The 20,241-nt window shown below is 67.2% G+C and carries 23 protein-coding genes; 11 read left to right on the forward strand and 12 right to left on the reverse strand.

The features are described from left to right. Nucleotides 1–20: 20 nt before the first annotated feature. Together RH91_RS11645 and RH91_RS11650 are read right to left on the reverse strand one after the other, a co-directional pair. Nucleotides 21–1,208: a zinc-dependent alcohol dehydrogenase gene (locus RH91_RS11645; protein WP_010162933.1), complete on the reverse strand. Its 1,188-nt coding sequence runs from the start codon at nucleotides 1,206–1,208 to the stop codon at nucleotides 21–23. Continuing rightward, complete coding sequence (locus RH91_RS11650) at nucleotides 1,208–1,789, reverse strand: SRPBCC family protein (protein ID WP_010162934.1); 582 nt, start codon at nucleotides 1,787–1,789, stop codon at nucleotides 1,208–1,210. The genes RH91_RS11645 and RH91_RS11650 overlap by 1 nt, the downstream gene beginning before the upstream one ends. Before the next feature lie 145 nt (nucleotides 1,790–1,934). On the opposite strand from RH91_RS11650, the gene hrcA reads away from it, so the two are divergent. Both hrcA and grpE read left to right on the forward strand, forming a co-directional pair. Continuing rightward, nucleotides 1,935–2,978 carry a heat-inducible transcriptional repressor HrcA gene (gene hrcA / locus RH91_RS11655; protein WP_010162935.1) on the forward strand — a complete coding sequence of 348 codons (1,044 nt, stop codon included), beginning with the start codon at nucleotides 1,935–1,937 and terminating at the stop codon, nucleotides 2,976–2,978. A gap of 20 nt (nucleotides 2,979–2,998) precedes the next feature. After that, nucleotides 2,999–3,550, forward strand: a complete 552-nt coding sequence (gene grpE / locus RH91_RS11660) for a nucleotide exchange factor GrpE (RefSeq protein WP_010162936.1) — start codon at nucleotides 2,999–3,001, stop codon at nucleotides 3,548–3,550. Between the two features lie 96 nt (nucleotides 3,551–3,646). On the opposite strand, the gene RH91_RS11665 is transcribed toward grpE, so the two are convergent. Next, on the reverse strand, nucleotides 3,647–4,873 hold the full coding sequence (locus RH91_RS11665) for a glycosyltransferase (protein WP_010162938.1): 1,227 nt from the start codon (nucleotides 4,871–4,873) through the stop codon (nucleotides 3,647–3,649). Between the two features lie 113 nt (nucleotides 4,874–4,986). Here RH91_RS11665 and RH91_RS11670 point away from each other — a divergent pair, with 113 nt between their 5' ends. After that, the gene (locus RH91_RS11670) at nucleotides 4,987–6,213 is read left to right on the forward strand and encodes a threonine synthase (RefSeq protein WP_029623803.1); all 1,227 of its coding nucleotides are present in this window, start codon (nucleotides 4,987–4,989) and stop codon (nucleotides 6,211–6,213) included. 145 nt (nucleotides 6,214–6,358) lie between these two features. Here the strand turns inward: RH91_RS11670 and dapE are convergent, their stop codons facing one another. After that, the gene (gene dapE / locus RH91_RS11675; protein WP_010162940.1) at nucleotides 6,359–7,492 is read right to left on the reverse strand and encodes a succinyl-diaminopimelate desuccinylase; all 1,134 of its coding nucleotides are present in this window, start codon (nucleotides 7,490–7,492) and stop codon (nucleotides 6,359–6,361) included. 254 nt (nucleotides 7,493–7,746) lie between these two features. Here dapE and RH91_RS11680 point away from each other — a divergent pair, with 254 nt between their 5' ends. Together RH91_RS11680 and RH91_RS11685 are read left to right on the forward strand one after the other, a co-directional pair. Next, nucleotides 7,747–8,379: a PEPxxWA-CTERM sorting domain-containing protein gene (locus tag RH91_RS11680; protein WP_010162941.1), complete on the forward strand. Its 633-nt coding sequence runs from the start codon at nucleotides 7,747–7,749 to the stop codon at nucleotides 8,377–8,379. A gap of 116 nt (nucleotides 8,380–8,495) precedes the next feature. Further along, nucleotides 8,496–8,963: a cupin domain-containing protein gene (locus RH91_RS11685; RefSeq protein WP_010162942.1), complete on the forward strand. Its 468-nt coding sequence runs from the start codon at nucleotides 8,496–8,498 to the stop codon at nucleotides 8,961–8,963. Nucleotides 8,964–8,981: 18 nt separating this feature from the next. Here the strand turns inward: RH91_RS11685 and RH91_RS11690 are convergent, their stop codons facing one another. Beyond that, nucleotides 8,982–9,650: a glutathione S-transferase family protein gene (locus RH91_RS11690; protein ID WP_010162943.1), complete on the reverse strand. Its 669-nt coding sequence runs from the start codon at nucleotides 9,648–9,650 to the stop codon at nucleotides 8,982–8,984. A gap of 86 nt (nucleotides 9,651–9,736) precedes the next feature. Between RH91_RS11690 and RH91_RS11695 the strand changes: the two genes are divergently transcribed. The 5 genes from RH91_RS11695 (at nucleotide 9,737) to RH91_RS11715 (ending at nucleotide 14,231) form a co-directional block, all read left to right on the forward strand. Further along, nucleotides 9,737–11,071: a chloride channel protein gene (locus tag RH91_RS11695; RefSeq protein WP_010162944.1), complete on the forward strand. Its 1,335-nt coding sequence runs from the start codon at nucleotides 9,737–9,739 to the stop codon at nucleotides 11,069–11,071. A 184-nt stretch (nucleotides 11,072–11,255) separates the two neighbouring features. Beyond that, the gene (locus RH91_RS11700) at nucleotides 11,256–11,636 is read left to right on the forward strand and encodes a hypothetical protein (RefSeq protein WP_010162945.1); all 381 of its coding nucleotides are present in this window, start codon (nucleotides 11,256–11,258) and stop codon (nucleotides 11,634–11,636) included. Then, nucleotides 11,636–12,775: a glutathionylspermidine synthase family protein gene (locus RH91_RS11705; RefSeq protein WP_010162946.1), complete on the forward strand. Its 1,140-nt coding sequence runs from the start codon at nucleotides 11,636–11,638 to the stop codon at nucleotides 12,773–12,775. Before RH91_RS11700 ends, RH91_RS11705 begins: the two co-directional genes overlap by 1 nt. A 1-nt stretch (nucleotide 12,776) precedes the next feature. Next, nucleotides 12,777–13,244 (forward strand): OsmC family protein, encoded by a 468-nt coding sequence (locus RH91_RS11710; protein WP_010162947.1) that lies wholly within the window; start codon nucleotides 12,777–12,779, stop codon nucleotides 13,242–13,244. Nucleotides 13,245–13,523: 279 nt separating this feature from the next. Continuing rightward, nucleotides 13,524–14,231: a PEPxxWA-CTERM sorting domain-containing protein gene (locus RH91_RS11715; protein ID WP_010162948.1), complete on the forward strand. Its 708-nt coding sequence runs from the start codon at nucleotides 13,524–13,526 to the stop codon at nucleotides 14,229–14,231. A gap of 93 nt (nucleotides 14,232–14,324) precedes the next feature. Here RH91_RS11715 and RH91_RS11720 read toward each other — a convergent pair whose 3' ends face one another. The 7 genes from RH91_RS11720 to RH91_RS11745 form a co-directional block, all read right to left on the reverse strand. Continuing rightward, nucleotides 14,325–14,687: a hypothetical protein gene (locus RH91_RS11720; protein WP_010162949.1), complete on the reverse strand. Its 363-nt coding sequence runs from the start codon at nucleotides 14,685–14,687 to the stop codon at nucleotides 14,325–14,327. Nucleotides 14,688–14,936: 249 nt separating this feature from the next. Next, a complete protein-coding gene (gene yihA, locus RH91_RS11725; protein WP_010162950.1) occupies nucleotides 14,937–15,572 on the reverse strand; it encodes a ribosome biogenesis GTP-binding protein YihA/YsxC in 636 nt (211 codons plus the stop codon). Beyond that, nucleotides 15,569–17,338, reverse strand: coding sequence for a membrane protein insertase YidC (yidC, locus tag RH91_RS11730; RefSeq protein WP_010162951.1), 1,770 nt, complete (start codon nucleotides 17,336–17,338; stop codon nucleotides 15,569–15,571). The genes yihA and yidC overlap by 4 nt, the downstream gene beginning before the upstream one ends. A 37-nt stretch (nucleotides 17,339–17,375) precedes the next feature. Beyond that, complete coding sequence (gene yidD, locus RH91_RS21650) at nucleotides 17,376–17,609, reverse strand: membrane protein insertion efficiency factor YidD (RefSeq protein WP_010162952.1); 234 nt, start codon at nucleotides 17,607–17,609, stop codon at nucleotides 17,376–17,378. Between the two features lie 133 nt (nucleotides 17,610–17,742). Beyond that, entirely contained in the window at nucleotides 17,743–18,060 is a 318-nt protein-coding gene (gene rnpA / locus RH91_RS11735; RefSeq protein ID WP_010162953.1) for a ribonuclease P protein component, read from the reverse strand. Nucleotides 18,061–18,092: 32 nt separating this feature from the next. Continuing rightward, nucleotides 18,093–18,227 (reverse strand): 50S ribosomal protein L34, encoded by a 135-nt coding sequence (rpmH, locus tag RH91_RS11740; protein WP_010162954.1) that lies wholly within the window; start codon nucleotides 18,225–18,227, stop codon nucleotides 18,093–18,095. A gap of 83 nt (nucleotides 18,228–18,310) precedes the next feature. Then, nucleotides 18,311–18,586, reverse strand: coding sequence for a hypothetical protein (locus tag RH91_RS11745; protein ID WP_232283487.1), 276 nt, complete (start codon nucleotides 18,584–18,586; stop codon nucleotides 18,311–18,313). 94 nt (nucleotides 18,587–18,680) lie between these two features. Between RH91_RS11745 and RH91_RS11750 the strand changes: the two genes are divergently transcribed. Continuing rightward, entirely contained in the window at nucleotides 18,681–20,186 is a 1,506-nt protein-coding gene (locus tag RH91_RS11750; protein WP_010162957.1) for a YifB family Mg chelatase-like AAA ATPase, read from the forward strand. Nucleotides 20,187–20,241 lie beyond the last annotated feature (55 nt).

Raw genomic sequence — 20,241 nt, forward strand, 5'->3', positions numbered from 1 at the left:
AGTCTCTCCTGGAATAGGGGTCAGAGCGTGGGCGCGAGGCCGGGCTTGAGGACGACCTTGGTCACCTCATTCTGGTTGTCGTGGAACATCTTGTAGCCTTGCGGGGCTTCCTCCAGCGACAGCCGGTGCGAGATGAGGAAGGTCGTGTCGATCTTCTCCTCGAGGATCGCGGCGAGCAGTCCGGGCAGGTAATGCTGCACGTGCGTCTGCCCGGTCTTCAGCGTCAGGCCCTTTTCCATGAACGCCCCGAGCGGGAACTTGTCGACGAACCCGCCGTACACCGCAGGCATCGAGACACGTCCACCCTTGCGGCAGGCATAGATCGCCTGGCGGATCGCATGCGTGCGATCGGTGCCGAGGAAGGTCGACTTCTTGATCTGGTCGATCACGTTGTCGACGAAGAAGCCGTGTGCCTCGAGGCCGACGCTGTCGATCACGGCGTCGGGACCAATTCCGCCGGTCATTTCCATCAGTGCGTCATAGACGGCCGAATCTTCGAAGTTGATCGTCTCCGCGCCGAACTTCTTCGCGAGTTCGAGGCGGCGCGGGAAATGATCGATCGCGATCACGCGCTCGGCCCCCATCAGGAACGCCGACTGCACCGCGAACAGCCCGACCGGGCCGCACCCCCATACCGCTACGGTATCGCCGGGTTCGATGTCGGCATTCTCCGCCGCCATCCAGCCGGTCGGGAGGATGTCGGACAGGAACAACACCTTCTCGTCGTCGATCCCCTCGGGGATGACGATCGGGCCGACGTCGCTGAACGGGACGCGGACATATTCCGCCTGGCCCCCGGCATAACCGCCGGTCATATGGCTGTAGCCGAACAGCCCCGACATCGGCTGTCCGTACAGCGTCTGCGCGATATCCTGATTGTCCGCGGGGAGGCCGTTGTCGCACGCCGAATATTGGTGCTTGCCGCAGTGATAGCAGCTGCCGCACGCGATGGTGAACGGGACGACGACCTTCTGGCCCTTCTTGAGCGTCGACTTGGGGCCGATCTCGACCACTTCGCCCATGAATTCATGGCCGAGGATGTCGCCCGCCTGCATTGTCGGAATGAAGCCGTCGTACAGGTGCAGGTCCGAGCCGCAGATCGCGGTCGCGGTGATCTTGATGATCGCGTCGCGCGGGTTGATGATCTCGGGATCGTCGAAGGTGTCGACGCGGACGTCGTGACGGCCGTGCCAGGTCAGCGCGCGCATCAGGCCTTCTCCTCTTCATATTGCTTGCGCGTCTGCGCGGCGGTGGCGACTTCGCCGGTTTCCATCAATTGCTTGAACCGACGCAGGTCGCGGCGTGCCTGGATCGCGGGTTCGCGCTGGAACAGCTTGGCGATCAGCTTGCCGACGACACCCGCGGGCGGATCGTAGAGCAGCGTCGCGGTGACGACGGTGCCGCGTGCGCCCGCATCGCGGAAATCGATGCGGCCGCTATTGTCGATGTCCGCACCGGGTTCGGACGCCCAGGCGATATACTCGCCGTCGACCTCGTCGGTGACGACCGAGTCCCATTCAACCGTCTTGCCGCCGGGGGCCTTGACCACCCAGTGCGACCGCTTGGCGTCGAGCACGTCGATTCGCTCGACATTGTCCATGAAGCTGGGAAGATTGCTGAAGTCGCGGAAATAGGCGAACAGTTCGGCACGCGGCCGGTTGATCGTGACCGCGCGGCCGACGACCGAATCGCCGCGCTTTTCGAGCAGCGAGTCGGTCATCGCCTCGACCGCGGCAGAGGTATGTTTGGATGCGGATAAAGGGGCATCGTCGGTGGTGACGTCAGGCATCGGGCGCTCCTGGGTTGCGGTATCGTTAACGCGCCGGGGGGGCGGGGCGGTTCCTGCGGAAAGAGGATAACCTCGATCAGGTGCGACGATCCGGTCGTTGTCCGCGCCGGTTGAGCGGAGCGCCAAGGGGGGCCATATGACAGGCATGACCGCAGCCCCGATCACCGAACTCAACGACCGCGCGCGGGACATCTTCCGCGTGGTGGTGGAGAGCTATCTCGACACCGGCGCGCCGATCGGATCGCGCGCGATCGCGCATCTGTCGGGGCTCAACCTGTCGCCCGCGTCGATCCGCAACGTGATGCAGGACCTCGAGGAACTTGGGTTGCTCGCGGCACCGCATACCAGCGCGGGGCGGATGCCGACCGAAACCGGGCTGCGGCTGTTCGTCGACGGGATGATGCAGGCGCTCGAACCCTCGATGGAGGAACAGGCCGCGATCGCCGCGCGGCTGACGCATGCCGGGCCGGTGGAGGAAGCGATCGCCGCGACGACCGCAGCGCTGTCTGGCCTGTCGGCGTGCGCTGGCATGGTGATGGTGGCCAAGCGCGAACTGGTGTTGCGGCAGATGAGCTTCGTGCCGCTGTCCGCCGAGCGCGCGCTGGCGGTGCTGGTCGGTGCGGATGGATCGGTCGAGAATCGCGTGATCGCGTTGCCGCCGGGGCTGCCGGTGTCCGCGCTGGTCGAGGCGGGCAATTACATGAGCGCGATGCTCGGCGGCCTGACGATCGACGAGGCGCGCGCGCGGATCGAGATCGAGATGGCCGACGAACGCGCCGAACTCGACGGCGCCGCGCGGACGCTGATCGAGCGCGGGCTCGCGGTGTGGAGCGAGGACGGCGACCGCCGCCCGGTTCTGATCGTCCGCGGGCAGGCGCGCCTGATCGACGATGCCGCCGCCGCCGACCTCGAGCGCGTCCGCGATCTGCTCGACGATCTCGAGGGCAAGCAGGACATTGCGCGGCTGCTCGACAATGCGGCGGCGGGGGATGCGACCCGCATCTTCATCGGGGCCGAAACCAAATTGTTCGCGCTGACGGGGTCGTCGGTGATCGCCAAACCGTTCCGCGGACTGGACGGTCGCGTGGTCGGAGTCGTCGGCGTGATTGGCCCCACGAGGTTGAACTATGCGCGCGTCGTGCCCATGGTGGATTATACCGCCGCGACACTCGCGCGCTTGATGGGTTGAACCAGGGATTTTTGGACGACATGAGCGATAACGACACCAACCAGGCCCAGGACCTGCGCGAGGAAACCGCCGCAGCCGCTCCCGAGGTCGCCGAGCATGATGCCGCCGACGCGCGGTTCGAAAAGCTCGAGGCGGAGCTCGCCGAATCGAAGCAGGCGGTGCTCTACGCCCACGCCGAAGCGCAGAATATCCGCCGACGCGCGGAGAAGGAAACCGCCGACGCGCGCGCCTATGCCTCGACTGCGTTCGCGCGCGACCTGCTGTCGGTCGCGGACAATCTCGCACGCGGGCTCGATGCGATCCCCGCCGAGCTGCGCGAGGACGAGAAGATGAAGGGCCTCGTCGCCGGGCTCGACGCAACGGGCCGCGAGCTCGAGGCGGTGTTCCAGCGCCACGGCATCAAGAAGATGACGACGATCGGCGAGAAGCTCGATCCGAATTTCCACCAGGCGATGTTCGAACTGCCGAGCGACCAGCCGGCCGGCACGGTCGTCCAGGAAATGCAGTCGGGGTATATGATCAAGGACCGGCTGTTGCGCCCGGCGCTCGTCGGGGTCGCCAAGGCCCAATGACCTGTTGGCGTGGCGGTCCCGACGGGGCCGTCACGTCCACCATGACGAAGCAGAATAGCGCGACTGTCGGCGGGCGCGGTCACCTCGCGCGCCGGGTCAGGCGTAGGTCTTCATCAGTTCGGCGCGATGACGAAAGACGTCCTCGTCGGTAAACGGCGCACCGTCGCGCGCTGCCGCCATGACGAGTTCGCGCAACTGCGGCCGATCCGCGCTCAGGCTGGAAAGCGCCGCGGCAAGCGCCTCGGGCGTCTTCTTGGTCAACACGCCGCCGGCATGCTTGCTGATCAGATCTTCCGGATAGGAACTCGCATAGCCGACGATGGGCGTTCCGGACAGCAGCGCCTCGATCAGGCAGCGCGGGGACTCGCTGGTCTGATGACAGAAAAGAAACACGTCGGCGGCTTGCAGCTCCGCCAGGAACGCCTCGCGGTCCGACGCATGTCCCGGAAAGGAAATGCGGTTCTGCAGCCCGAGTTCCTCCACATAGGACCGCGCCTCGGCCAGTTTCGGGCCGTCACCCAGCCATCTCGCCTGGAAGACGACGCCGTGCTGTGCGGCCAGATGCAGCGTGTCGATCCAGTCTCGCACCCCTTTGTCGCCATGCGCGCGCCCTGCGTACAGGATCCGGAGCGGACGGCTTTCGGTAATGGCCGAAACCTTGTGGGCCAGCGCGTCCGGTTTGATTCGCGCGGCAGGGCTCAGGTGAATGTTGTGAACGAGTTGGGGGCACGGACTGAACTGCGCATAGGCTTCGTAGCAGTCTGCCCCGTGCAACAGGCCAAGCGAGCTGCGCTTGATGACGAAGCGCTCGAAATGCTTCATCACGAAGGATGTCGCGAGACGGTACGCGCGCTTCAGCCCGTGCGCTTCCTGCGCCTGGAAATGGGTGACCTGCGATTCGACGCGGTCGGTCCAGATCGCCGCGCGGCGCTGCTTGTATCGCGCAATCAACGCGCCGATCGCCGCCCAGTCGCCGGCAAGACCGCCGATAGCAAAATGGAGATGACTCGACCGGTTGATCAGGTTGGTCAGCAGTCTTGCGCCATCAGGCAGCGCGATCAGGAAGCCGACGATAGTGCGGCGGTTGGGCAAGGTGAAAAGCTGACATGACTCCGCGTCGACCTGACCGTCCCAGCGCGATGTGCCGACTGGCTGTGACCCAACGTCGATCTGGGGAACGCAAAGGATTAAGCGGTTGAAATTCTTCAGCCACATTCGTAGCCCGTTCAAAGCCTGCGTATCCAGGTACAGGATTCCGTCGCATCGCCAGATCGGCAGCGGGAGAACCAGCAGGAGGGTCGTGGTAGAGCCGCGATTGTTCATTCCAAGAATCTCTCGGGTCCATTGAAGCAATTGTACAGTTAGCCCAAGACTAATGGTCCACGCTTTACGACAGCACGTTCATCCAAAAGGTGCAAGAAGGAAATGGAGTCCAAATGCCTAGCAACATGACGATTGATCGCCCGACGTTCGTTACGCATCTCGAATGTTCGTTGACCGGGGAGCGGTATCCGGCGGATGTTCTCAGCGGTCTTTCACGGGCCGGGCGCCCCCTGCTTGTTCGGTACGATTTGGCGGCGCTCGGGGCGGCGGTTTCGCGCGAGGCGATCCTGGCGCGTCCCACCGACCTGTGGCGCTGGCGCGAGCTGCTGCCGGTGCGCCGGACCGAGAACATCGTCAGCCTCGGCGAGATCGAGACGCCGTTGCTCGCCATTCCCAGGAGCGCGGGCAGCCCCAATGTGTTGGTCAAGGACGAGGGACGCCTGCCGACTGGATCGTTCAAGGCGCGCGGGCTCGTCATGGCGGTGGCGATGGCGAAGGAACTGGGCGTGACGCGGATCGCGATGCCGACCAACGGCAATGCCGGTGCGGCGCTCGCGGCTTATGCGACGCGGTGCGGGATCGAGACGATCGTCTTCTGTCCCGACGATACGCCCGAGATCAACGTCCGCGAAATCGCGCTGCAGGGCGCGCGCGTCTACCGCGTCAACGGGCTGATCGACGATTGCGGCGCGATCGTCGGCAAGGGCGCGGCGGAAGGACGCTGGTTCGATTTCTCGACCCTCAAGGAGCCGTATCGGATCGAGGGCAAGAAGACGATGGGGCTCGAGCTTGCCGCGCAGTTCGGCTGGAAACTGCCCGATGCGATCTTTTACCCGACCGGCGGCGGCACCGGCCTGATCGGCATGTGGAAGGCGTTCGACGAGCTCGAGAAGCTCGGCTGGATCGGGTCGGAGCGTCCGCGCATGTATGCGGTGCAGGCAAGCGGCTGCGCACCGATCGTCCGCGCGTTCGAGGCGGGCGAGGAACATGCAGAACGTTGGGAAGACGCGGCGACGGTGGCGGCGGGGATCCGCGTCCCCAAGGCGGTCGGCGACTTCCTGATCCTGCGCGCGGTGCGCGAGAGCGGCGGCAAGGCGCTTGGCGTCGGCGATCCCGCAATCCTGCAGGCGGTGGACGATTGCGCGAAGAAGGACGGGCTGCTGCTCTGCCCGGAAGGGGGCGCGACGCTCGCCGCGTATCGCGAGGCGCTGCGGACCGGGGAAGTGGACGAGGACGAGCGCGTCGTGCTGTTCAACTGCGCGACCGGGCTCAAATATCCGATGCCCCGCGCCGACGCCGCGATCGACCGGTTCGCGCCGATCGACTTCGACGCGCTATAAGTACGGGGCCGGGGCCCAGGAGCGATGGTGGCAGTAACGGCACGCAGCGGCCGACCTATTCCGTCTCGCTACTGGGCCCCGGCCTTCGCCGGGGAGGCATTTTGCGCAAGTCTATGTGCGACAGACTTGCCGATCCTGCGCTGCCTCAAGCCGCCACGCTTGCGATGATATCCGCGTAGATCGCGGTCAGCGCCGCGAGATCCGCCAGCGCCACCGCTTCGTCGAGCTTGTGCATCGTCGCGTTGAGCAACCCGAACTCGACCGTCGGGCATAAGCGCGACAGGAAGCGCGCGTCGGAGGTGCCGCCCGTGGTCGACAGGTCGGGGACGATCCCCGTCTGCCGCTCGATCGCCGCCGCGACCAGCGCGGAAAGGGGGCCGGGCTCGGTCAGGAACGCCTCGCCCGAAATCCGCGCGGTGACGGTCGCGGCGGGATCGTGCCGCGCCACCAGCGCGGTGATCCGCTCGACCAGCGCGGCTCCGGTCTGTTCGTCGTTGAACCGGATGCTGAGCCGCGCGTCGGCGCGGGCCGGGATCACGTTGGTCGCGGGGTTGCCGACGGCGATGTCGGTGATCTCGATATTCGACGGCTGGAACCAGCGGTTGCCCGCATCGAGCACGATTCCCTCGATCTCGGCTAGCATCGCCACCAGCCGCGGGATCGGATTGTCGGCGAGCTGGGGGTAGGCGACATGGCCCTGCTTGCCAGGCACGTGAAGCCAGAGGTTGACCGACCCGCGCCGCCCGATCTTGATCGTATCGCCGAGCCGCTGCGCCGAGGTGGGCTCGCCAACGAGGCACAGGTCGGGCGCGATGCCGTGGTCGCGCATCCGGTCGATCAGCGCGCGGGTACCGTAGGTGGCGGGGCCTTCCTCGTCGCCGGTGATGATGAGGCTGAGCGGCGCGCCCGGGGTCGCCGGGATCGCGGCGACGAACGCCGCGATCGCCCCCTTCATGTCGACCGCACCGCGCCCGTACAGCAACCCGCCCCGCGTCGTCGGGGTGAAGGCGTCGTCGGTCCAGCCATCGCCGGGCGGGACGACGTCGAGATGCCCCGCGAACGCGAGATGCCGACCGGTACCGGTGCGGGTCGCGAGCAGGTTCTCGACCGGTCCGTCGGGCGCGTCGCCCACCACGAAGCGGTCGACCGTGAAGCCGAGCGGCGCGAGCGCGTCGGCGAGCACGTCGAACACCGCGCCGCGCGCGGGCGTGATGCTGGGGCAGGCGAGCAGGGCGGTCGCCAGCGCGGCGACGTCGAGGGCAGGGGCGGTGTGGTCCATCGGTCCGACATCGCCGATGCGACCGCCGCTTTCAATCCCGCCGCCGTCATGCCGAGACTGTCTCGGTGCCAACCGCGGCACGCTCGAACCCCACCGGCAAGACTCGGGGAGGGACAGGCGATTCAGGCGGGGGTTGTCAGCCCGGCTTACACCCTCGCAGGGCATTAACGATAAAGGGCCCCGGCAATGCTCGACTGGCACGCCGTTTGCGAAGGTGATGGGCAGAGACGCATTGAAAATAGAGAGTAAAGTTAATGACTAAGACCATCCTGTTCGCTGCTGCCGCGACCGCACTCGCACTCGTTTCGACCGGCGCCAACGCCGCTGCAAACCTCGTCAGCGCAGCGGTCACGGGATCGAACGGCGCGACCGTCTGGAACACGACCAGCTCGACCGGCTATTACACCGTCTTCCTGCAGCAGCCGCTCGGTAACGTGATGAACCCGACTGGCCAGGCGATCAACGATCTGACAGAAGCCGGCCTCAACAGCTTCACGATCAACGGCGACGGCTGGCCGATCGGTGGCAAGGCCGCCTCGGACCCGCGCTACACGCTGACGCTCAAGTTCGCTGACGGCGCGACGATCTCGGGCGTGTACGATCCGCTTTTTGAGGAGGCCCTCAATGTGACCTCGTCCACCGTCGGCAACACGACCTACACGTTTGTCGACTTCGGCTGGGACCGCGTGCACGCCAACAACGTGAGCGGCAATGTCGCGCGCCCCGGCGGCGACGACCGGGATTATGCGGGCCAGTTCTCGTTCACCGCAGTCGAGGGCGCGGTTCCCGAGCCCACCACCTGGGCGATGATGCTCGCGGGCTTCGGCATGATCGGCCTCGGGCTGCGCTCGCGCCGCAGCGCCACGCCGCGGCTCGCCCACGCCTGATTTCGATCGGCGCAGCGTAGCGGGAAGGCTGCCGGTCCGATGGGATCGGCGGCCTTTTCGGTGTCTTGTCGAAACGACCGGGAGGCGCCATTCCACCGAGCGATCAGCCGGAGGGAATGGTGCCGAAACTCGATCTCGCGATGATCCCCCAGACAAATGCAACGGGGTATCCGCCGCCGTTCGATGCCGCGGTGGAAGGGCGCCTGTACCGTCGCCTGGCGCCCGTCGCCGGGCTGGTCCACCTCGGCGCGAGCCACGTCGTGCTGGCGCCCGGCGCGTGGTCGTCGCAGCGCCACTGGCATGAGGACGAGGACGAGGTGGTCGTCATGCTGGCGGGGGAAGCCGTGCTGGTCGAGGACGCGGGGGAGACGGTCCTGCGTCCGGGCGACGTCGCGGCCTTCGCCGCGGGGACGCGGAGCGGGCATCATTTGCAGAACCGCAGCGATGCGGACTGCGTGTTCGTCGCGATCGGCGCGGGGCCGAGGCTGTTGGGCGGGGATTATCCGGACATCGACATGCGCTTCGGGCCCGACGGCTACTACCATCGCGATGGAACGCCGTATGAAACGCGGCGCTTGCCCTGATCGGGGATGACGCGTGGGTTAAACGGTCGCGGCGGGCTGCTCGTATTGTTCGATCACCCATTCCTCTTCCTGCGCCTGCGCGATCCAGTCCTGGACGAACGGGTGGTGGAGCACCGCGTCCATATACCCGTTCGCGAAGCGCGCGATCGGCAGGCCGTAGGTGATGATCCGCGTGACGACCGGCGCATACATGATGTCCGCTGCGCCGAACGCGCCGAACAGGAAGTCCCCCTCGCCACCGAAGCGCGCGCGGGCCTGCGCCCACAATTCCATGATTCGCTGCAGGTCCGCGAGGACGTCGGCATCGGGGGCGACGGGCGCGAAGATCTGGCGGACGTTCATGCTGTGCTTGCGGCGCAGAGCGGTGAAGCTCGAATGCATTTCCGCCGCCATCGAGCGCGCCATCGCGCGCGCCGAATCGTCGGCGGGCCAGAACAGGTCGCGGCTGGTCTTCTCGGCGAGATATTCAACGATCGCGAGGCTGTCCCACACCACCGCGTCGCCGTCCCACAGGATCGGCACCTTGCCCGAGGAGGGCGCGAACTCGTCGCCCTCGCGGCGCTTGTCCCATTCGGCGTCGTACAGCGGGACGACCGCCTCCTCGAACAGCAGGCCCGATTGCTTGCACGCGAGCCAGCCGCGCATGGACCAGGACGAATAGGCCTTGTTGCCGATGATCAGTTTCATATTCCCTGCCTAAGCGAGCGCCCGATCCCACGCAACGTCGCAATCCCGGGTGGCGTCCCCGGGACCGATCCCGCAAGACGCGCGGCATGAGTCGCAACATCCCCCATCTCGTCCGGCTGGTCTCCATCGTCTGGCGGCGGCGCGGGTCGCGGCAGGCGGGGGAGCATCTCGGGCGGCTGCGGCGACGCCTCGCGACCGGGGTCGGCGCGGTGCTGCTCGGGCTAGCGGCGCTGGCGTTTGCCGGGGTCAGCGACCGGGCGCAGGCATTCTTCGCGGCGTTCGTGGTCCGCTGGCCGTATGCGCCGCTGGTGCTGACGCCGGCGGTGTTCGTGCTGGTGGTGTGGATCACCCGGCGGTTCGCGCCTTATGCACGCGGCTCGGGCATTCCCCAGGTGATCGCGGCGAGCCGCGCGCCCGAATCGCGTGCGGCGGCGGCGCTGGTTTCGCTGCGGACCGCGGCGGCCAAGCTCGTGCTGACGGTGGTGATGCTGCTCGGCGGTGCCTCGGTCGGGCGCGAGGGGCCGACGGTGCAGGTCAGCGCGGCGATCATGGTCAAGGTCCATCGCTACTTCCGCGTCCCGATCACCGCGGGCGTGCTGATCGCGGGCGGCGCGGCGGGCGTGGCGGCGGCGTTTAACACCCCGCTCGCAGGGGTGGCCTTCGCGATCGAGGAACTTGCCGCCGCCTATGAACAACGCGTCGCGGTGCTGGTGATGGGTGCGGTAATGATCGCGGGCCTGACCAGCCTCGGGATCTCGGGGGATTACGTCTATTTCGGCGCGATGCACGCGACGCTCGGCGTGACCGCGGTGCTGACGCTGGCGCCGGTCGCAGGCGTGCTGGGGGGCGCGGCGGGGGGTGGCTTCGCGCGGCTGGTGCTCGGGTTCGCGACGACGCAATGGCGTCCGGTGGTGGTCGCGCGGTCTCGACCGATCCTGCTTGCGCTCGGCTGCGGTCTCGTCGTGGCGGTGCTGGGAATCGCGACCGGCGGGAGCACCTGGGGGACAGGGTATGGCGCGACTCGCGCGCTGGTCGAGGGGACGGGGCAATCGCAATATTTCGGCCCCGCCAAGTTCCTCGCGGCGCTCGCGACGACGCTCAGCGGCGCGCCGGGCGGGATCTTCGCGCCGTCGCTCGCGGTCGGGGCGGGGCTTGGCAATTTGCTGACCGGGCTGTTCAGCGCCGAACCGGCGGGGGCGGTCGTTCTCCTTGGCATGACGGCGTATTTCGTCGGCGTGGTGCGCGCGCCGCTGACCGCGGTGATCATCGTGATGGAGGCGACCGCTGCACGGGGGATGATCTTGCCGTTGTTCGCGACCGCGCTGATCGCGGACGCGGCGAGCACGCTTGTGTGCCGCGAGCGGCTGTATCACGGGCTCGCCAAGCCGTTCCTCGCGCTGGTCGAGGACAAGCGCGACTGAGCAGAGGAGTGGCGAGCGAGGGTTCTGGTCGGAACGAAACCGTCTTGCACCGTTCTCGCGCGAAGGCGGGAGTCCGGGAGCCGCAGTCACTGCCAGCGGCTGGTCCTGGGCACGGCTAGGCCCGGTTTTCCTGTTCCCGCCGCCCCGCGTGCCTTATGCTCGCGATACAAGGGGAGGTTTTTCGATGACCAAGCGTACGTTCGATCCCAGATTTCTACCCATCACCAGCGCGGTCGCGACCGCGTTGCTGGCGAGCGGCTGTGGCCCCTCGACCGACGTCGCCCGGTCCGATGTCGCGGTGTGCCGCGATGCGAACGGCGTGCGCACGGCGGACGCCAATTGCGCGCGCAGCGGTGGCGGGCACGGCATGAACGGCGCGATCATGGGCGCGGCGGCGTGGTATTACCTCTCGCGCGGCAGCGTCGTGCCCCCGATGGGGCGACCGTTGGCGGGGGGCTATATGTCGCCGCGCGCCGGGACGAGCTACGTGCGCGCGTCCGCCGCGACCGTATCGCGCGGTGGCTTCGGCATGAGCGCGCGTGGCGGCGGCGGGGGTGGCGAGTGATGCGCCGGATCGACACGACGCCGCGCGCCGACTGGCAGGCGCAGGTCGAGGCGTTGGGGCTCGTCTGGCACACTGCCGACGGCAAGCCCTATTGGGACGAAAGCGCGTGCTACAGCTTCACCGCCGCGCAGATCGCGACGATCGAGTCGGCGAGCGCCGACCTGTACGAGATGTTCATCGCGGCGGGCCAGCACGTGCTCGACCGCGAACTGTTGGGCGATTTCGGCATTCCCGATTTCTGCCACGACGCCATCCACGATTCGTGGAACGCCGAGCCGCCCGCGCTCAATTTCGGGCGCTTCGACCTTGGCTATGACGGCGTGGCACCGCCCAAATTGTTCGAGTTCAACTGCGACACGCCGACCTCGCTGGTCGAGGCGGCGGTGATCCAGTGGGACTGGAAGGAAGCGGTCTTCCCGGATGCGGACCAGTATAACCGCCTGCACGAGGCGCTGATCGCCAAGTGGCGCGACATCGCGCCGCCGCCGGGGAGCAGCGCGCTGTATCTCGCGCACGTCGCCGATGCGGCGGGGGAGGACAGCGTCACCACCGCCTATCTCGCCGATACGGCACGCGCGGCGGGGATCGAGACGCGGCTGATCGAAATGCCGGAACTCGGCTGGGACAGCGCAGGGGGGCGGTTCGTCGATCTCGACAACATGCCGATCGACGCGATCTTCCATCTTTATCCGTGGGAATGGCTGGTGAACGAGCCGTTCGGCAAGGATCTGGTCGAAAGCCTCGGCACGACGCTGTGGATCGAGCCGATCTGGAAGATGCTGTGGAGCAACAAGGCGATCCTCGCGGTTTTGTGGGAACTGTTCCCGGGGCACCCCAATCTGCTCGAGGCGCGACGGACGCCGCTGATCGGGGACCATGTCCGCAAGCCGTTGCTCGCGCGCGAGGGTGCGAACGTGACGCTGGTCAAGGGCGGCGCGACGCTGGCGGAAAGTGCCGGCGACTATGGCACGGAAGGGTTCGTCTACCAGGCGCTCTACGACCTGCCCGGCAGCGGGACGCAGCGCCCCGTGATCGGCGCGTGGGTGGTCGACGGCGCGCCCGCGGGCATGGGGATCCGCGAGGACGGCCCGATCACGGGCAATACCGCGCGCTTCGTGCCGCACATCATCGAGGGGTAGCATGGTGGGGCACGATTTCACCGCGCGGATCGCGTGGACCGGCAATCGCGGGGCGGGGACGCAAAGCTACCGGGTATACGACCGGACCTGGGACCTGGTGACGCCCGGCGGGGCGGCGGTCGCGTGCTCGAACGATCCACGGCTCGGCGGCGATCCGGCGCTGCCCAATCCCGAGGATCTGCTGCTGTCGTCGCTCGCGGCGTGCCACATGCTGTGGTTCCTGCATCTGGCGAGCAGCGCCGGGATCGTCGTGACGGGCTATGCCGACGATCCGCTCGGCTTGGGCGAAAGCGCGCCCGACGGGACCGGACGGTTCGTCCGCGCGATATTGCGGCCGCATATCACGCTGGCGGCGGGGAGCGATGTGGCGGCGGCGGATGCACTCCATGCGCAGGTCGGCGCGCATTGCTTCATCGCGCGGTCGGTGGCGTTTCCGGTGGAGCATGCGGCGACCTACGCCGAGGGCTGAACGACGGGGGAGACTCCCGGGGTTCAACACCCGCGTGGCGAATGGGTGAACCGGCGTACGGCCCTGCACGGATTGCCCAGACGCGTTGGTGGGAAAGTTTGCGCCGGCGCGGCGCGTCATAATATGTCCTGAAAAGCCCGTGCGCTGGTTACCTTCTTTCGTACGAGACTGCGTATATTTACCGAACATTAACGTTCCTTCCGCGCCTGGCGGCTGATGCGCGCCGGTGACGAGCGGGTGACCGCTGGTCCTGCTCAATCCGTTGGAAAGGGAAGTTTCATGAAGCATATCGGATTTCTGGCGATAGCGACCGCCATGGGCGTCGCGGCCGCCGCGCCGGCGAGCGCCACCGTCCTGATGCCCGGCCAGAGTGGCGTGGCTTTTTCGGCATTCAACGCCGCCACGCGCGGAACCCGGCTCGCCGAGATCGAGACCGGGACGACCGGTGCCACCACTTACACCGGTTTTCTGCGCAGCGCGGTGTATCAGAACACGCTGGGGACGCTGGATTTCTATTATCAGGTCGCAATCAGCACGATCGATGCGGGCGATGAGGTGTACAACCTGACCACCGCGGGCTTCCTCGGTTATACCGTCGATGCACTGGTCGATACGACCGACTTCGACGGCGCGGGCATCTTCGCCGCCGCCAACAACCCCAATTTGCAGGGCCCCCCCGGCTCGACCACGACCGCTTCGCGCAACGGCAGCGGTTCGGTCGTCCGGGCGGACTTCGGCGACAATGGGCTGGAAGCGGGCGACCAGACCAGCGCGACCTATATCTTCCGCACCAACGCGACCGGCTATAATTTGGGAGGCACCTTCACGACGCAGGACGGGTCGGTCGCGCAGCGCGCCAACTTCCAGCCGACCGGCGCGGTTCCCGAACCTGCGACCTGGGCGATGATGCTGCTGGGCTTCGGCGGGATCGGCTTTGCACTGCGTCGCCTGCGTACGCGCGCTCCCCGCTTGTCCTACGCCGCCTGATCCGGGTCACCCGGATACCAAGGGAAAGCCGTCGGCCTCGTGCCGGCGGCTTTCTTGTTTCGAATGTACGGGAAACGGCGCGTGGCGGCGGGCTCAGCGACCGCGGCGATACCCGCCGAACTGCGTGCTTTCGAACGACACGACCGCGCCGGCATTGTCGCCCAGCGGGATCGCCGCGACGCCGTACGCACTGCGCAGGCCGTTCGAACCGATCATCGCACCGACTTCGCCGTGGATCCCGAGGCCAGGCTTGCCGGACTCGTCGCGTTCGCCGCGAGCAATCGCTGCGCTTTCCACGGTGTTGCTGTTCAGGATCGCGTCGCGCTCGGCATCGCTGAGGCGGATCGTGTCACCTCGCGGGGTGGAGCTGGTAGGGGCAGAAGGCGCCGGATCGAGGTTTTGGGCAAAGGCGCCGCCCGACGTGCCCGTGATGCCCGCGACGCATGCGGTTGCCATGAGGAGGGGGCGAAGGGGCTTTGGCATCTTACGGCTCATGCCCCGGGTATAGAGCAGGATGCGGTGGACGTCTAATCCAGGTGAGCGATCCCGCTTTGTCTGTCCTTCCCCGGCGCAGGCCGAGGCCTAATAGGGAAGGCTGCTGTAACAGGATGTTGCGCTCGCAAACGCAACGCCCGCTCCTGGGCCCCGGCCTTCGCCGGGGAAGCAGTAGAGCAGAAGGCCGTCAGCGCGGGCAGCGCCTTCCCCTCAGCCGATCGCCTCGATCACCGCGGCGCGCAGTTCGGGGATACCAAGCCCGGTATCGCTCGACGTCACCAGAATGTCCGGATGCGCCGCGGGCCGCTTGCGGGCTTCAGCCGCCGTCGCCTCGGTCACCTCGGCGAGGTCGCTTGCCTTGATCTTGTCCGCCTTGGTCAGCACCATGCGATAGCTGACCGCCGCCTTGTCGAGCATCTCGAGGATCTCGCGGTCGACGTCCTTGATGCCGTGGCGCGAATCGATCAGCACGAGCGCGCGTTTGAGCACGTCGCGCCCGCGCAGGAAGTCGTTCACCAGGAAGCGCCACTTGCGGACAATGTCCTTGGGCGCCTTGGCAAAACCATAGCCGGGCATGTCGACGAGCCGGAACGCCAGCGGCGTTCCGACGTCGAAGAAGTTGAGCTCCTGCGTCCGGCCCGGCGTGTTCGAGGTACGCGCGAGCGAGTTGCGATGCGTCAGCGCGTTGAGCAGCGACGACTTGCCGACGTTCGAGCGGCCGGCGAACGCAACCTCCGGGACGACCGCATTGGGCAGGAATTCGAGCGCGGGCGCGGACTTCAGGAAGGCCACCGGCCCCGCGAAAATCTTGCGCGCCGCCTCGATCGCTTCGGGTTCGAAACTCATGCCTTGACGACCTTCGTAGCGGCAGGCTCACGCATGCCCGGGTGACGCGCATACAGCAGCCGCTGCTGCGCGACGGTCCACAGGTTCGACGTGATCCAGTAGACCTGCAGGCCGACCGCGAACGGCGCCATCACGAACATCAGCACCCACGGCATCAGCGCGAACACCTGCTTCTGGGCATCGTCCATCGGCGCGGGGTTCAGCTTGAACTGGAAGAACATCGACACGCCGAGCAGCACGGGCACGATTCCGATCGCGAGGAACGGCGGCAGATGGTACGGCAGATAGCCGAACAGGTTGAGGATCGTCGCAGGGTCGGGCGCGGACAGATCGTGGATCCAGCCGACGAACGGCTGGTGGCGCATTTCGATCGTCAGCAGCAGCACCTTGTACAGCGAGTACATGATCGGGATCTGGATCAGCGTCGGCAGGCAGCCCGCGAGCGGGTTGACCTTTTCGGTCTTGTAAAGCGCCATCACTTCCTGCTGCTGGCGCGCCTTGTCGTCCTTATACTTCTCCTGGATCGCCTTCATCTTGGGCTGGAGCGCCTTCATCGCCGCCATCGACGCGAACTGGCGCTGCGCGACCGGGAAGATCAGCGTGCGGATCGTGACGGTGAGCAGGATGATCGCGACGCCGAAGTTGCCGATCATGCGGAACAACCAGTCGAGATATTTGAAGATCGGCTTCTCGACGACCTCGAACCAGCCCCAGTCGATCGCCTTGCCGAAGTGGCGGACGCCGAGGCGATCCTCATAGCGGTCGAGCGTGTTGGTTTCCTTGGCACCGGCGAACAGCTTCGCGGTGGTGACGAGCGCCTTGCCCGGCGCGACGACGCGCGGGGCGAGCGTGAAGCCGCCCTGGAAGGTGTCGCCCTTGGCGGCGGTGAAGCCGGCATGGACCGAACTGTTGGCGTCGGGAATGACCGCGGCGAGCCAGTATTTGTCGCCAAAGCCGACCCAGCCGCCATTACCGTCGAACATGTTCTCGCCGGGCTTGGCGCCGCTGCCCCAGATCTTGCCGAAGAACGAGGCGTCCTTGCCCTTCAGATTGTCATAGGTGATGTCGTAGGTCGCGCCCTTGTCGAACACGCCGATCGGGCCGACGTGGTTGGTCCAGGTGTCCGGCTCGGTGCCGACACCGGTGCGCGAGATGATCGAATAGGCGCGCAGCGCGATGGGCGTCGCGCCCCCGTTGGCGGCGACCTGGCGGACGGTGAACATGTACTTGTCGTCGATCGCGACGGTCAGCGCGAACCGCTGGCCCTGCGGGTTCGCATAGGACAGCGTGACCGGCTGGCCGGGGCGCAGCACGTTGGACGAAGCGGTGTAGACAGTGTCGCCGTTGGGGACGGTCACGCCGTCGCCCGACCAGCCGAAGCCTGCGTAATAAGCGTCCTTGGTCCCGCGCGGCGAGAACAGCCGAATCGGGGGCGAGCCCTTGGCAACCGTTTCCCGATATTGCGACAGCGTCAGATCATCGACGTACGCGCCCTTGAGGTTGATCGACCCGTTGAGCTTGGGCGTCTCGATCCGGATCCGCTGGCCCGCGCTTTCGCGCAGCACGAGGTTGCGATCGCGGACTGCCATCGCACCGTCCGCGGCGGGGCCGGTCGAGGTATCGAGCGCCTTCGACTTGCCCTTGACGACCTTTGTCGCGGGCGGGTTCGCCGCGGGGAAGAACTTCTGGGTGAGGAAGTTGCTGCCGAGCAGGATGATCGCGGCAAAGAGCGCGAAGAGGATGAAATTCTTGCTGTCGTGCTTCACGCGAGTCGTATCCGTTCGTCGATCAGGGTTTCGGCGATCATGGGACCGGGTCGGGTCCGTACCCGCCCCAGGGATGACAGCGCGCGATTCGTTTCGCGGCCAGCCATCCGCCCTTCACAGCGCCATAGCGGCGAAGCGCGGTAATTGCATAGCTTGAACAGCTTGGCTGATAGCGGCAGCTTGGCGGAAGCACCGCGGACGGGCCGATCTGCCACCCGCGCGCGACCAGGATCAGCGCACGGGCGAGAAGGGTGGGGCGCGGGGCGCACATCAACAAGGACCGTCACCCCGGGCTGGCCCCGGGGTCCACCACGCCGATGGCACGGCAGCCGAATTCAGCGGCGGGAGCGCGCCGCACCGTGGATACTGGCACGAGGCCGGTATGACGGAAAAAGAGGTGAAGGTCACCGCACCACCTTCGCCAGGGCTTTGGTCAATTCGCTGCGCATCGCCGCGTAATCGCGTTCGATCCCGCCGCTACGACCGATCAGCACGTGATCCGCGCCCTCGACTCCGGCGACCGGCAACAGCTCGCGCGCCAAGGCACGCAGCCGACGCTTTAGCCGGTTGCGGATGACGGAATTGCCGACTTTCTTGGTGACGGTAAACCCCACGCGCATCGCCGGGGAACCATCGTCGCGCCGCCGCATCAACAGGACGAATCCCGGCATCGGCGCGCGTTTCCCCGCGTTCGCGGCGAGGAAATCGGCGCGGCGCGCCATCGTCTCGATGGTCGCGCCGCGGTGATCCCGGTTTACGCCGACAGCTTCTTGCGGCCGCGGTTGCGGCGGGCGCGAATCACGTTGCGGCCACCCGGGGTCGCCATGCGCGAGCGGAACCCGTGGCGGCGTGCACGCACCAGATTGCTCGGCTGAAAGGTCCGCTTCATCGTTCATTCCCTAGGACTGCAAACAGAAAAGGGCCGCCACGCGGACAGCCTCGTAAGCTGTCCCCCTAGGCAAAAAGGGCGGCCTAGTCAATTGCGCGATCACGCGCACGGCGGCGGGCGGCGCTGCGGCGGCGTAGCCCCATGTCCGCATAATGGCCGACCTTGGGCCAGCGGCGCTTGGCGTGGACGAAACGCTTCTTCGCCCACAGCGAATTCTGCAGCATCAGCGCGAGTCCCGCCGCGAACACGAAGATCCCGCCAGGCCCCGGAATCGCCCCGACGATCGGCGAGGCGACGACGAGCACGACCCCCGTCGAGAACAGCGTGAGCCGGAGCATCGGGTGGCGGGTGGATCGCATCGCGCTAGCATGTGGGAAGCCGGGCGCGCTTGGCAAGACGGTGGACTTCATCGGCCGTGCCGTTAAGCCCCGTCGCAGGCCCGGGGGGGAAGCAATGGTAGCAAGTGTGTCGACGGTGGCATATCTGGGGCTGGAGGCGCGCGCGGTCGAGGTGCAGGTCCAGTTGATCCCGGGATTGCCCGCGTTCAACGTGGTGGGCTTGGGCGACAAGGCGGTCGGCGAAAGCCGCGAGCGCGTGCGCGGCGCGATCGCCGCGATGGGGCTGGCGCTGCCGCCCAAGCGGATCGTGGTCAATCTGTCCCCCGCCGATCTGCCCAAGGAAGGCTCGCATTTCGACTTGCCGATCGCGCTGGCGTTGCTCGCGGCGATGGGGATCGTCGATGCCGAGGACCTTGGCGACTATGTCGTCGTCGGCGAACTCGGGCTCGATGCGCGGATCGCGCCGTCGCCGGGGGTGTTGCTCGCGGCGTTGCATGCGTCGGAACTCGGCAAGGGGCTGATCTGCCCGGTCGCGCAGGGGGCGGAGGCGGCGTGGGCGGGGCAGGGCGTGCTCGCGGCGCCTGACATCCTGGCGCTGATCAACCACTTCAAGGGCCACGGGCTGCTCTCCCCGCCGCCGCCAGGGCAGGCGGAACCGATCCTGCCCGGCCCCGACCTGCGGCAGGTCAAAGGGCAGGAAACCGCCAAGCGCGCGCTCGAGATCGCGGCGGCGGGCGGGCATAATCTGGCGATGATCGGGCCGCCCGGGTCGGGCAAGTCGCTGATGGCGTCGTGCCTGCCCGGCATCCTCCCGCCGCTCGACGCGGCCGAGGCACTCGAGGTGTCGATGGTCGCGAGCGTCGCGGGGACGCTGACCGGTGGGCGACTGACCCGCACGCGGCCGTTCCGTGCGCCGCATCACTCGGCGTCGATGGCGGCGCTGGTCGGCGGTGGGCTCAAGGTCAAGCCGGGCGAGGTGAGCCTCGCGCATCTCGGCGTGCTGTTCCTCGACGAACTTCCCGAATTCCAGCGCGTCGTGCTCGATTCGCTGCGCCAGCCGCTGGAGACCGGGACGGTGAGCGTCGCGCGCGCCAATGCGCACGTGACCTTCCCGGCGCGGGTCCAGCTAATCGCGGCGATGAACCCCTGCCGCTGCGGACATCTCGGCGATGCCGCGCTCGCCTGCTCGCGCGCGCCAAGATGCGCGGTGGATTATCAGGCGAAGGTGTCGGGGCCGCTGCTCGACCGGATCGATCTCCACATCGAGGTGCAGGCCGTCAGCGCCGCCGATCTCGTCCTGCCGCCCCCGACCGAAGGTTCTGCCGAGGTCGCCGCGCGGGTCGCGGCTGCCCGCGCGATCCAGCGCGCACGCTATGCGGGGGAGGGCGTGCGGACCAATGCCGAGGCGGACGGCGCGCTGCTCGACCGCGTCGCGACTCCGGACGCGGCGGGGCGTGCACTTCTCGCGCAGGCGGCGGAGGCGATGCGATTGTCGGCGCGTGGCTATACCCGCGTGCTGCGGACCGCGCGGAGCATCGCGGATCTCTCGGGAGTCGACGGGGTTGGGCGGGCGCATGTTGCGGAGGCGCTAAGCTATCGTCGGCGCTCCGCAGTGAATTGAGTGAAGCTGTCATCTCGCTGCAACAGGGTGTTGCAGCGAAGCGTGGGTTACGCTA

Source organism: Sphingomonas sp. PAMC 26617, from assembly GCF_000242835.1.
Taxonomy (GTDB): Bacteria; Pseudomonadota; Alphaproteobacteria; order Sphingomonadales; family Sphingomonadaceae; genus Sphingomonas.

Bases quoted from the DNA above. Each gene is read 5' to 3' on its own strand.
- RH91_RS11645 (WP_010162933.1), bottom strand. From the start codon at position 1,208: ATGCGCGCGCTGACCTGGCACGGCCGTCACGACGTCCGCGTCGACACC.
- RH91_RS11650 (WP_010162934.1), bottom strand. From the start codon at position 1,789: ATGCCTGACGTCACCACCGACGATGCCCCTTTATCCGCATCCAAACAT.
- hrcA (WP_010162935.1), top strand. From the start codon at position 1,935: ATGACCGCAGCCCCGATCACCGAACTCAACGACCGCGCGCGGGACATC.
- grpE (WP_010162936.1), top strand. From the start codon at position 2,999: ATGAGCGATAACGACACCAACCAGGCCCAGGACCTGCGCGAGGAAACC.
- RH91_RS11665 (WP_010162938.1), bottom strand. From the start codon at position 4,873: ATGAACAATCGCGGCTCTACCACGACCCTCCTGCTGGTTCTCCCGCTG.
- RH91_RS11670 (WP_029623803.1), top strand. From the start codon at position 4,987: ATGCCTAGCAACATGACGATTGATCGCCCGACGTTCGTTACGCATCTC.
- dapE (WP_010162940.1), bottom strand. From the start codon at position 7,492: ATGGACCACACCGCCCCTGCCCTCGACGTCGCCGCGCTGGCGACCGCC.
- RH91_RS11680 (WP_010162941.1), top strand. From the start codon at position 7,747: ATGACTAAGACCATCCTGTTCGCTGCTGCCGCGACCGCACTCGCACTC.
- RH91_RS11685 (WP_010162942.1), top strand. From the start codon at position 8,496: ATGGTGCCGAAACTCGATCTCGCGATGATCCCCCAGACAAATGCAACG.
- RH91_RS11690 (WP_010162943.1), bottom strand. From the start codon at position 9,650: ATGAAACTGATCATCGGCAACAAGGCCTATTCGTCCTGGTCCATGCGC.
- RH91_RS11695 (WP_010162944.1), top strand. From the start codon at position 9,737: ATGAGTCGCAACATCCCCCATCTCGTCCGGCTGGTCTCCATCGTCTGG.
- RH91_RS11700 (WP_010162945.1), top strand. From the start codon at position 11,256: ATGACCAAGCGTACGTTCGATCCCAGATTTCTACCCATCACCAGCGCG.
- RH91_RS11705 (WP_010162946.1), top strand. From the start codon at position 11,636: ATGCGCCGGATCGACACGACGCCGCGCGCCGACTGGCAGGCGCAGGTC.
- RH91_RS11710 (WP_010162947.1), top strand. From the start codon at position 12,777: ATGGTGGGGCACGATTTCACCGCGCGGATCGCGTGGACCGGCAATCGC.
- RH91_RS11715 (WP_010162948.1), top strand. From the start codon at position 13,524: ATGAAGCATATCGGATTTCTGGCGATAGCGACCGCCATGGGCGTCGCG.
- RH91_RS11720 (WP_010162949.1), bottom strand. From the start codon at position 14,687: ATGGCAACCGCATGCGTCGCGGGCATCACGGGCACGTCGGGCGGCGCC.
- yihA (WP_010162950.1), bottom strand. From the start codon at position 15,572: ATGAGTTTCGAACCCGAAGCGATCGAGGCGGCGCGCAAGATTTTCGCG.
- yidD (WP_010162952.1), bottom strand. From the start codon at position 17,609: ATGTGCGCCCCGCGCCCCACCCTTCTCGCCCGTGCGCTGATCCTGGTC.
- rnpA (WP_010162953.1), bottom strand. From the start codon at position 18,060: ATGGCGCGCCGCGCCGATTTCCTCGCCGCGAACGCGGGGAAACGCGCG.
- rpmH (WP_010162954.1), bottom strand. From the start codon at position 18,227: ATGAAGCGGACCTTTCAGCCGAGCAATCTGGTGCGTGCACGCCGCCAC.
- RH91_RS11745 (WP_232283487.1), bottom strand. From the start codon at position 18,586: ATGCGATCCACCCGCCACCCGATGCTCCGGCTCACGCTGTTCTCGACG.
- RH91_RS11750 (WP_010162957.1), top strand. From the start codon at position 18,681: ATGGTAGCAAGTGTGTCGACGGTGGCATATCTGGGGCTGGAGGCGCGC.